9 protein-coding genes are annotated in these 10,900 nt (G+C 48.9%); 5 read left to right on the forward strand and 4 right to left on the reverse strand.

Annotated elements, in window-relative coordinates; genetic code table 11:
- Window positions 1–134: 134 nt before the first annotated feature.
- A complete protein-coding gene (locus LN893_RS19650; protein WP_229973051.1) occupies window positions 135–326 on the reverse strand; it encodes a hypothetical protein in 192 nt (63 codons plus the stop codon).
- A 224-nt stretch (window positions 327–550) separates the two neighbouring features.
- On the opposite strand from LN893_RS19650, the gene LN893_RS19655 reads away from it, so the two are divergent.
- From LN893_RS19655 to LN893_RS19665, 3 genes are all read left to right on the forward strand, one after another.
- Window positions 551–1,126: a mechanosensitive ion channel domain-containing protein gene (locus LN893_RS19655; RefSeq protein WP_229973053.1), complete on the forward strand. Its 576-nt coding sequence runs from the start codon at window positions 551–553 to the stop codon at window positions 1,124–1,126.
- The gene (locus tag LN893_RS19660; RefSeq protein ID WP_229973055.1) at window positions 1,104–1,490 is read left to right on the forward strand and encodes a hypothetical protein; all 387 of its coding nucleotides are present in this window, start codon (window positions 1,104–1,106) and stop codon (window positions 1,488–1,490) included. Before LN893_RS19655 ends, LN893_RS19660 begins: the two co-directional genes overlap by 23 nt.
- A gap of 105 nt (window positions 1,491–1,595) precedes the next feature.
- Window positions 1,596–3,278: a cation:proton antiporter gene (locus LN893_RS19665; protein WP_229973057.1), complete on the forward strand. Its 1,683-nt coding sequence runs from the start codon at window positions 1,596–1,598 to the stop codon at window positions 3,276–3,278.
- Window positions 3,279–3,500: 222 nt separating this feature from the next.
- On the opposite strand, the gene LN893_RS19670 is transcribed toward LN893_RS19665, so the two are convergent.
- Window positions 3,501–4,961, reverse strand: a complete 1,461-nt coding sequence (locus LN893_RS19670; protein ID WP_229973059.1) for a potassium/proton antiporter — start codon at window positions 4,959–4,961, stop codon at window positions 3,501–3,503.
- A 1,370-nt stretch (window positions 4,962–6,331) separates the two neighbouring features.
- On the opposite strand from LN893_RS19670, the gene LN893_RS19675 reads away from it, so the two are divergent.
- Complete coding sequence (locus LN893_RS19675; protein ID WP_229973061.1) at window positions 6,332–6,685, forward strand: hypothetical protein; 354 nt, start codon at window positions 6,332–6,334, stop codon at window positions 6,683–6,685.
- Window positions 6,686–6,938: 253 nt separating this feature from the next.
- Here LN893_RS19675 and LN893_RS19680 read toward each other — a convergent pair whose 3' ends face one another.
- Complete coding sequence (locus LN893_RS19680) at window positions 6,939–8,573, reverse strand: mechanosensitive ion channel family protein (protein ID WP_229973063.1); 1,635 nt, start codon at window positions 8,571–8,573, stop codon at window positions 6,939–6,941.
- Between the two features lie 170 nt (window positions 8,574–8,743).
- Complete coding sequence (locus tag LN893_RS19685) at window positions 8,744–9,136, reverse strand: hypothetical protein (protein WP_229973065.1); 393 nt, start codon at window positions 9,134–9,136, stop codon at window positions 8,744–8,746.
- 833 nt (window positions 9,137–9,969) lie between these two features.
- Between LN893_RS19685 and LN893_RS19690 the strand changes: the two genes are divergently transcribed.
- Complete coding sequence (locus tag LN893_RS19690) at window positions 9,970–10,863, forward strand: glycosyltransferase family 8 protein (protein ID WP_229973067.1); 894 nt, start codon at window positions 9,970–9,972, stop codon at window positions 10,861–10,863.
- Window positions 10,864–10,900 lie beyond the last annotated feature (37 nt).

The raw sequence follows: 10,900 nt of genomic DNA on the forward strand, positions 1-10,900 counted from the left end.
TTCTCTACTTTTGACATGTCTTAAAAATGGGAGGAGCTCACAGCTCACACCCCTTGGTGTCTCGATTGTTCAGAATTAGGGAATACCAGTAGCGGTATCTTTTCCTGGGCGGCCATTTCCTCTGTGATACTTTATTAAAACGGTTCCTGCCATAGACTTTTAGTGCTGGGGAAAGTAACCAGCAGGTCTACCTTAGCCTTATCAATACCTTCTTGCAGGGCATGTATTTTGTGAGCGCCTGGAATGGTATAAGCATCGTATCCATAATATAAAAGCAGCTTACTATCTATACGTGTTGTGATAGGCAGAATGTTAATGAGAGCCATAGTACAGGGAAGCAACTCAGGTGTGCAAGGCAATTACGGCAGCTGCAGTATTGTTTGGCTCCTGCATTTGGCAGACCAGCGGTTTACCTCCCGATTTTCCAGGACATGGAAGGTTTCTTGATGACCTGTTCTGGCCTCGCTAACAGAAGAGAGCACCAAGCCCTGTTTTAAGAGTTGACTTTATTTGGTTTGTACCCGTATGCTGAAAATAAAAAAGCATCTGAATGCGGAGAATTGAGCACTGGATTGAAGAGGCACTGAGGCTTTCGGCAGCAGTCCAGGAAAACATACTTTCATCAGTCGTTGTGTTGTTAGGGCTGTGGGGCATAAGCAGGCTGCTGCTGCGCGTTGCCTCTCAGCGGCAGGCGGATTCAAACAAGCTTTATCAGTGGAAGAAAACAACGAACTATATTGTGACTGGTCTGGTTGTCATCTCGCTGGCCAACATTTGGTTCGAAGGCTTCCAATCCATTGCTACTTTCCTCGGTCTTTTGTCTGCTGGCCTTGCCGTGGCGCTCTGCGATCCAATTGCCAACATGTTCGGCTGGATATTCCTGATCTGGAAGCGGCCTTTTAAGATTGGGGGCAGAATCAGGATTAAAGAGCACACAGGAGATGTGATCGATATAAATTTTTTCCAGTTCACGTTGAATGAACTCGGGGAGTGGGTGGACTCTGAGCAGGCAACAGGACGCGTGGTGCACATCCCCAACAGTCAGGTGTTCACGCAGGCGCAGATAAACTATAATTACGGCTTTATGGTTTCTGTGGCACGAAGTGAAAGTCGCTATTACTTTTGAAAGTAACTGGCAAAAAGCAAAGGTCGTACTGCAGGACATCGGCAACAGGAACTGCGTACATCTCAGCGAAGTCGCAGAACAGTCGGTTAGAAGGGAGTCGCAGCGGCACCTTATTTTCTACAGGGACTTTAAGCCTTGGGTTTTCACGAAAGTGCAGGAAAACGGTGGGCAGTTAACCATCCGCTACCTCTGTGGCCTGAGCGGCCGCCGTGAAAGCGAGGAAAAGATATGGGAAGTGGGGCTGCCCCAGTTTCAGGCTTCTTCCGACATAAGGTTCGCTTATCCTACTACACGTTTCTATCAGGAGTCAGGGCAACAGCCACAAGATGAACAGGGAAATGAAAGCTTACGTGGCCGGTCATAGGAAACTAGTGGCTGCCATATATCGATACCAGGTAAAACCTTGGCAACCTTGCCTTCCTATCAACTGTATTAGGCAGAGACACTAATTACCTTTACAGCATATCTCATGAACCTTTCTGAACTTATAGATAACCAATTTTACGAGTTTGCCCTTATAATTTTCCTGGCTACTGTTGTTGGGGCACTAGGTAGGCTGCTTCGCCAGCCGCTTATTGTGTCGTTCATAGCGGTAGGTATCATTGTCGGTCCATCAGTGCTGAACCTACTTGACTCGGAGAGCGAGGTTGGGCTGCTGGCCGAAATGGGAATAGCCATACTCCTGTTTGTGGTGGGCCTGAAGCTGGACGTAAGCCTGATAAAGTCGACTGGAAAGGTGGCGCTGATGACAGGCTTAGGGCAGGTGGCCTTTACCTCGCTCTTTGGCTTCGGAATAGGTTTATTATTAGGCTTTGAATGGCTTGTGGCAGTATACATTGCCGTGGCGCTTACATTTTCCAGTACCATTATCATTGTAAAGCTGCTTTCCGATAAGAACGAAATAAACCAGCTCCACGGCCAGATTGCGCTGGGTTTTCTGATTGTGCAGGACATCGTGGTGGTACTCGTGATGATCGTGCTGTCGGCGGTGGGCGCAGATACAGACCAGTCGGTGGGTATGGAGCTACTGTATGTGTTCGGCAAGGGCCTGGGCATGTTTGCAGTGGTCATCCTGCTGATGAAGTTTGTTATCCCGAAATTAACCAAGATGCTGGCAGATTCGCAGGAACTGCTGGTACTCTTCTCCATTGGCTGGGCTATACTGCTGGCTGCGCTGGGCGACTATCTGGGCTTCAGCAAAGAAGTAGGTGCTTTTCTTGCTGGTATATCGCTGGCCTCAACCCAATACCGCGAAGTGATAAGCGGAAGGCTTACCAGCATCCGTGATTTCCTGCTACTGTTCTTCTTCCTTGACCTGGGATCGCAACTGGATTTGGGCGTGATGGGAGAGCGTATTTTCCCTTCCCTAATTTTCTCTGCTTTTGTGCTCATCGGGAACCCTATGATTGTCCTTATTATCATGGGTATTATGGGCTACCATAAGAGAACAGCCTTTAAAGCGGGCCTTACAGTGGCACAGATAAGCGAATTCTCGCTGATACTGGCTAACATGGGGCTCGAGGCAGGCCACATAGACGAAGCCGCGATGGGTTTGATAACTCTGGTGGGGCTTGTTACCATCACCCTCTCCACCTATATGATTATGTTCTCCGACAAGCTATTCAACCTGCTGTCGCCGATGCTGGCAGTATTTGAGAAAAAGAAGCCAACGCAGCCAGCGGAACTGGAAGATGACAAGGACAAGATTGATGTACTGATCTTTGGATTGGGCAGCTATGGTGAAAGTGTGGCGAATAGCCTAGAAGAAAACGGATTGAAGTATTTAGGCGCAGACATAAACCCTGCGGTCGTGAACAACTGGAAAGGACGCGACTTGGAGGCAATCTACTGTGACGCTGAAGATCCTGACTTGGGTGAAGTGCTACCGCTGAACAATGCCTACAACATCATCAGTACTCTTCCCGATGTAACAACCAACATCAGCCTCTTAAAGCTTTTAGGGCAAAGTAACTTTAAAGGGCGTGTTGCTTTTACAGCCCGGGAGCAGGGAGACTCAGAAGTGCTGCGTGAGGCAGGAGCGCAGTATATCCTGGAGCCTTACAAAGACTCTGCAGCGGGTGTGGCAGAGCTCTTTAAGGGAAAAGCAGAGAAAGACATGGCTAAGGAAAAAAAGGAGGACAGGTCATCATGAGGCGCTGTTTTCATGACGATTCAGCCATACAGCAACAGCTCGCAGGGTGAGGTGAAAGGACTGAATTGCCTTGTTTGGCAGATCCTTTTTTGTCTCTGTAACGGTGGCATTGGAGACGGATCGGAAAAGGTTAGATAAGTTGATCTAAACAGTGCCCCTTTCTCCTATTGTGTCCCTGAAAGGAGCTGCTTACGTTTATTTCATGGTGCCAAAATGACTGCTTTAACCATGTACCACTCGGTTCACCTTCTCCAACTCATCATCACTGTCCACCATCACCATCAAAGTGTCCCCCGCTTCCAGCACTGTGGCACCATTCGGGGTGACAAACCTCCCGCCCCTGTCAATCAGGACAATAAGAGAAGACTTAGGAAACTGCAGGTCTACAATGGATCTGCCTACAGCCCCGCTTTCACCTGTCAGCTTTAGCTCCACAAGCGAACTTTGTGAGTCATAGCCCAGATCTTCTCCGAGCTGCACTCTTTTGGGGCTGTTGTCATGCTGGCTAAGCCCTAACCAGTCAGCCACTACCTTGAGGGTTGTGCCCTGCAGCATGACGGAGGTTAGCACAATGAAGAACACGATGTTAAATATCAAGTCTGAATTCTCCACTCCTGCCAGCAAGGGATAAGTGGCGAACACGATGGGAACTGCCCCCCTAAGCCCCACCCAGGATATGTAGAACTTGTCCTGGAGCGAGGCCTTGAAGAAGGACATCCCGATGAACACGCTCACCGGGCGCGCCACAAAAATCAGGAACAGCGATGTGATTACCCCCGCCCCGATAACAGGCAGCACCTGCGACGGGAACACCAGCAGGCCCAGCGTAAGGAACATCAGGATTTGCATGAGCCAGGCCAGGCCGTCATAGAACTTGGTCAGGCTACCCTTGTGGATGAAGTTCCTGTTACCCAGCATGACTGCCGCGACATAGACGGCCAGAAAGCCGTTGCCACCGACAAGGTTGGTAAAGGAAAAGGTAAAGAAAAGCATGGCCAGGGTAAGCGCTGGGTAGAGTCCGTCCTGCTCTAGCTTGATTCGGTTGATTGTCCAGGACATGGCACGTCCCATCACCACGCCCATGACTGCACCTATGCTCATCTGCAGAAAGAACATGGGCACCAGCCGCCAGACACTCGCCCCTTCGTTTGTGAGCAGGAAGGTGAAGCTGACGGTCAGGAAATAGGCCATCGGGTCGTTACTGCCCGATTCCAGCTCCAGCGTGGGGCGCAGGTTGTTCTTTAAGCCTATGTTCTTGGAGCGGAGAATAGAGAATACCGCAGCCGCATCGGTGGAGGAGACCACGGCCCCCAGCAGCAGCCCCTCTAGCAGGGAGAAATCAAGTAGGTACGTGGCAAACAGCCCCACCAGCATGGCAGTGATGAACACGCCCAGCGTGGAGAGCGTTATCCCCCGCCAGAGAACAGGCCGCGTGCTTTCCCAGCGGGTGTCCAGACCTCCAGAGAAAAGAATAATGGCCAGGGCGATAGTGCCCAGTGACTGCGCGGTCAGCGCATCGTCGAAATAAATGCCGCCTAACCCTTCGGACCCTGCCAGCATACCCACCGCTAGAAAAAGTATAAGCGCTGGTATGCCGAATTTACCCAGGCTTTTACTGAGCAGGATGCTAATCATCAATAGGATAGACGACCCCAGTAGAATGTCTTCAGTAGAGAATTCCATTATCAAGTGTAATTTGCGGAGTAAAGAGTTTCACTCCCTAACCTATAAATAAGTATTACTGTCAGACAAAAACAGAGCAGCAAACATGGGCGGCGGCAAGAGCATATACGGCGCGGCCAGCTTCTGCTCATTCGTGTATCTCCGTTAATAGCCTGAGCATCAGTAGAACAGTAAAGACGCAAACACTTATGGTTAATAAAAGGCGTATTTCCTGTAGTGTGAACATTATACTGGACACAAATGAGAGGATACACAAGAAAACCACATTGAAAATCCAGCAATTCCGTGAACCTTTAGCCTTCTGTCAAATAAAGGTAGCTTCTAAATCCTAGGGATATCAGAAAGCAGAAACAAATAAGCATCACTCCATATTTCATCGCTGCTGCCAGTCCCCTGTCCAGGGTTGTAAAGGCAAAAAAGTATGACAGCACGACCATATATGCCTGGTTACGTTTCTGTTTCAACCAATCTTTTAGAGAAGAAACGAGATATTGGAAGAAGGATTGTTCTGTCATTTCCATCCATATGGTTGTACTTCTACTATTCATAAATTTAGGGAAATAATCCTGATACGAAAAGCTTTGCCAATGCCTGGTTCAAATTAGCATCTAAGAAAAGCGTAAGGCAAGAAATGCTGAAGCAACTGCTGTACTACCGATTGAATAATATTACAGGCTGGCACTAGTATGGATTAACGTCTTTCTACTGCAGACTATCAGTAAATTATGACTTCCTCTCCCCTCATTCTATGCATACTATCAAAGCTCAGACTGTACAGGCCCGGGGAGAAGCCCCCGAGCCTTAACACTTCCAGCTAATTTCAATATACCTGATGCGATTATGAACGCTTTACACAGTAAACCTTGGTAAAAGCTGCTGCCTAGGCTCCCAGGTGAGCGTTTACAATGCCCACCCATTTATCTGAGAGTCTGAGCTCATCGTTAAATATCATGCTCTCTTCCCTGCTGTAGAGCTCCACCGTCTCCTGAGGGTGGGAGGAGTTATGGCGCAGGAATACCAGCTCGATGCGCTCGACCCCGAGGCTGCCGTCCGAGTCCCTCCTTACATCTGCCTGGCACTGCTTCATCCCCGATAAGTCTACCAGGATAACCTGGTCCCCTCCACCCTGTCTTTTTGAGTAAAGAAGCCTGCCTCTCTCACGGTCTATCCCGATCGCAGATCGTACTGAGAGACCTCCAACTGACGTTGTCGGGCCAGGTTCATGAAGCTTTGCAAAAGGTGCTTTTTCTCCTTGCTGCTTTTCACTTGGAAGTGTACGAACGGGGCAATGACCAGTGCCACACAAATCCCCCCTATTACTGTTGATTGTAAATCCATCTTTCTTGTTAAAAATTATTTTATAAATAGCCTTGGCGGATAGACAGGCTATTCGCTGCGGGGCAAACCAAAGAACGTGGGCTGGGCCCACAAAGAAGGTGAATGAATTACCAGAAGTAATGGAAGGGGAAAATAATGGCACCACTGCCCAAGCCGCGGCAGATACGCCCAGCACGCTGGAGGTACTGCGCCGCAGTGCCCCCAATCCCATGCTCCACCGCGCGCGGTTCCCAGCCAGTGGTAGCCCTGGCGCTCCAGGATGGGTAAGGGCTGGTTTTCCCCAAGGCTTACGGCGCTTTCGCCTGACCTCTTTAGGAACACCAGCTTGGGCTTGCTGTTCTGAGTATGGCTCGCCTGCAGACCCGCTTCACCGACGGCCTTCGTAGCTGTACAGGCTTTCTCGCATAAGGCCTTCCCCCAGGCACCTGCCAGGGAGAGCAGAGTGGCGAAAAACAGCAACAGAGACATTTTTAATAAGCTTTCCCACGGCCTAAAGGTAAAGAGTTGAAATTATATATTTGTATAATCGGCAAGAGATCATTTTCACGCCCCTGGCACCCGACAGGAATAACCGAATAGTCGTTAGGAGATACGGCACTAAGCCTGTCCCAGAATTTTATCTTTCCGCAGACTGTGGGTCTAGTTCGGCATCGGTTCGGCCAGAGGATACACACTGGTTTTTGCGCCAGCCAACGGATTGTTCCAGTTCCTAACATCATCGGCGGCTGGCATTTCGAATACCTCCAGGTCGAAGTATTTTACGGCTGCCAGCAGATGGTCGAATATATCCGCCATAATCTGCTCATACTCTACCCATATTATGCTGTTGGCAAACAAATATAGTTCAATAGGCATACCTGTTGTGGTAGGTTCCAGTTGCCGCACCATCATAACCATGCCTTTGTGGGTACTGGGGTGCTGCCTGAGGTAGGCATCTATATACCTGCGGAACACACCTGCATTGGTAAGGCTGCGACCGTTTATCAGCAGGCTCTTGTCAATGCCGTTTGCCTGGTTGTGTTGGTTAATCTCATTCTGACGCTCCTTCAAGTAGTACTGCAGCAGTTGGATGTTACCCAGCCGCTCGGCATCGTCGGCAGAAAGGTACCTGATACTCGAGATCTTGATAAAAACGGAGCGCTTAATGCGCCGCCCTCCCGATCGCTGCATGCCCCGCCAGTTTTTAAAAGAGTCGGAGATAAGGTGGTAGGTGGGTATGGTGGTGATGGTCTTATCGAAGTTCTGCACTTTTACCGTGGTCAGGTTTATCTCGGTCACATCGCCGTCTGCACCGTACTTTTCCATGGTTATCCAGTCACCGATGCGTACCATGTCGTTGGAAGAAACCTGTATGCTGGCCACAAAGCCAAGTATGGTATCCTTGAATATAAGCAGCAGCACCGCTGAGGCCGCACCCATCGCCGTGATAAACGCCCAGAAAGGCTTGCCTGTCAGCAAAGAGAATATCAGCAGGCCACCCACAAAGTACAAGAATATTGTAATCACCTGCACAAAGCTTTCGACGGGCTTGTCTCTAAATGTTTCGGTAGTCTTTAGGTAGTCGCGGCAAGAGCGCAGCACAGCACGCATAATGGCCACCGCCAGCACGACCATGTATATATCGGCTACCCTTATCAACGGCTCCACCCACTGCTGGAAATCAGAAAACACAACCGGTATTGCCCGCACCGCGATGATCTGCGGGATGGCCTGCGCAAGGTACACCACGGCGTTGTTTCTAATCAGGAGGTTGTCGAACTCTGTGGCTGTCTTATCGGATAATTTCTGCAGCGTACCGACCAGTATCCTTTTGGTGATCCGGTCTGCAATGAATACTAGGATAAGCATGAGCAGCAGCAGCCCCAGCATATTTATGTATTCTGCTGCCGGTGCCGGTACGCCAAGCTTTATAAGTTGATCTAACGACCATCGGCTGCTTTGGATGTTCGAGATGATATAGTTCATGAGGTTTTGATTATATAGGTAATGATGCTGCAGCTGTGCTAAGATAGCCTGTATTAGCCCCTGCCGCGGAGAAGCAATAGGTGGTAGCGTCAGGTGCGTGGCTCCGTCACAGCGAAAACTATGAAAGACAGAAGCAGCAATAAGCCGTAGATTAAGATAACGTTTAACCTGCACCTGTTGCCATAGTACCAGAACAGGCACTTGTTGGGGGATACCAACCCCAGCAAAATTCCCAGGATGGCCGTACAGGAAACGATAACTGCAAAATGTTCCATAACAGTCTAGATCTTTATATGCTGCGCACAGCATGGTGAGGCCTAGCTTCTTCCCCTTTGGGGCTAAGTTAGGCGTAAAACAAGAAAAAGGATAGGCAAGACAGCCTTAATAGGCGTACAAAGAGAATGGGAAGGCCACACTGCCTCTAAGCAGGTATCTGCCCAGTAACAGTGTATCTTACCTTCTAAATGAGAGGGGGTTAGTTAAGGAGCATTTGGCTGGATGGAAACAGGGAAGAGCCTTTCCGAAAGCTTTATCCCCGAATAGGTTGTAGCGTAGTCAAGGGATGGCTCGTCACACGACGCAGCAAACGCTAAAAGTAGCAAAGGGTGCCTTTCCAACTGCCGCAGGTCTAGCACCAGGGAGGAAGGCACCTCCGCGTCAAGAAATGCTTGCACGCTTTGCTGCTGCACTGCGATTTTGTCTTTACCGCCTGATTTTGGCAGTAGCTTGAGCATCGCTGTCGAGGGGGAGCCTTGCAGCAGGAGGCGATACACCTCTACCTCATGCCCTGGCAGCGTAAGTGCCCAAAGCAGCATCACCCAGCATAAGGGGATGCTCAGGCAACGGCCGATATGTTTCTTTACTTGCAGCATGGACACCTACAAATATGCACAGTTTTGTCTTGAGAAACAAGCGCGCATACAGTCTATCGCTATATTCATATCAATAAGCTGGATAATGAAATTGGGGAGTAAAACAGCTTTACCTGTTTGGGGGAAAGCTCCGCAGCTACTGCCGACCGCATTTCGTCTCCTGACTTAACCTGTGCCCCAACAACAAGGTGTCGGATGGCAAGTCCATCAGCAGCACGATCAGAGATGCCACATACCAGCGCCTCGCCACCACAGTGCTTGATAAAGCACCTGTAAAAACTGGAACTGCAATAATTCACTGGCCGCCTACAGGGCCATGACCGAAAGGCAGGATTCTTAAGCACGATAACGAAATCAAAGGGGCCGCCTCTTGATGGAGTGAAGCAGCTAATGGCTAGCTTACATAAGAGAAACTAAAAGACTGTAAAGTACAGAAGTTTTCTGATCCCAGAATAACGGATTCTGTTATTCTCTGCTATAGGCTTTCTGGGGCAGCTAAGCACCTCTCCTGCATTATGAATTGTCTAGGGGTACTTGGCCACAAAGAGGCTGGGGACCGCAGAGCAGGCAAAGCAGCTTTGGGTTGATCAGATTCCCCTGCTTATGACAGCAGGCCAGGGTTGACGGGCATCCAGAGCAAGGTCGGGAAGCACAGACAGAAGGCCTAGAGGCCAAAGAGCGATCCACAGTTTTCAATAATTATAAACCCTTCCCCAAAGCGGCACGTTACAATGATCTAAACTGTACGTATTTTCCGCTACGTATTCCCCGCACAGAACAGAGGCTCCAAGTCTATCCTCAACTTCTCAGTACTTAGTATCTCTAAAAACCTTATGGATCAAGAAAACATTTATCTCGCAGTTGCTGTCGACAAGCATTACATGATTCTACTTGCAGCGCTGTTGAAGTCAATAGAGGTTAATCACACTACCAAAGAGCATATACATGTTTATATTGTTGAGAACGGTGTAACCGCTAAATACAAAGCAAAGCTAAGAGACTCCATCAGTGAGCAGGCTGTAACCCTACACTGGTTAACGATGGGGGATGCTGTTCCTAGGGGAATGGCACTCCCAACGGATACGAACACATATCCACCAAACATCTACATGCGCTTGTTTATACCGTACTTTGTTCCCGAGGAAGTTGAAAGGGTGCTCTACTTGGATGTTGACATGGTGTTGATGACCGATATTAGCAAGTTATGGTCTATTGATATAGAAGGCAGTATCATCGGTGCAGTTACCTGCCCCACTGCCAGGGTCTTTAAGAACATCGTAGGCAACTACAAAGAGCTGGGCATTCCTGCAGAAACTAAGTACTTCAACTCAGGGCTGCTGCTGATGGACATACCCAAGTGGCGCCGAAGCAACATCACAGAAAAAGTGATTGAATGCATCGACAGCAACAGGAAGTATGCTGACTTCAGTGACCAGTACGGTTTGAACGTGGTACTGTTTGATAAATGGCATGAAATAGACCCGATGTGGAACTACTACTCAAGCGGTGACCATTCCGCGCCGTACCTCATACACTTCGCGCACCGTAAGCCGTTTTACAAATCTTACTTTGGCAATACAAAGTACAAGAGGATTTTCTATACCTACTTGAATCAAACCCGCTGGAGAAACTCTGAATCTGTAGGAGAACTCCGTAGATACATGAAGAAGATAGGTAACATTCTCCAAAAGAACCCTTTACTGAGACCTATAAAATTATGGTTCTAAGAGGCTGTTTTGAATTCATTTAGCTAATTCTTTAAGC

Source organism: Pontibacter harenae (assembly GCF_020907245.1).
Taxonomy (GTDB): Bacteria; Bacteroidota; Bacteroidia; order Cytophagales; family Hymenobacteraceae; genus Pontibacter; species Pontibacter harenae.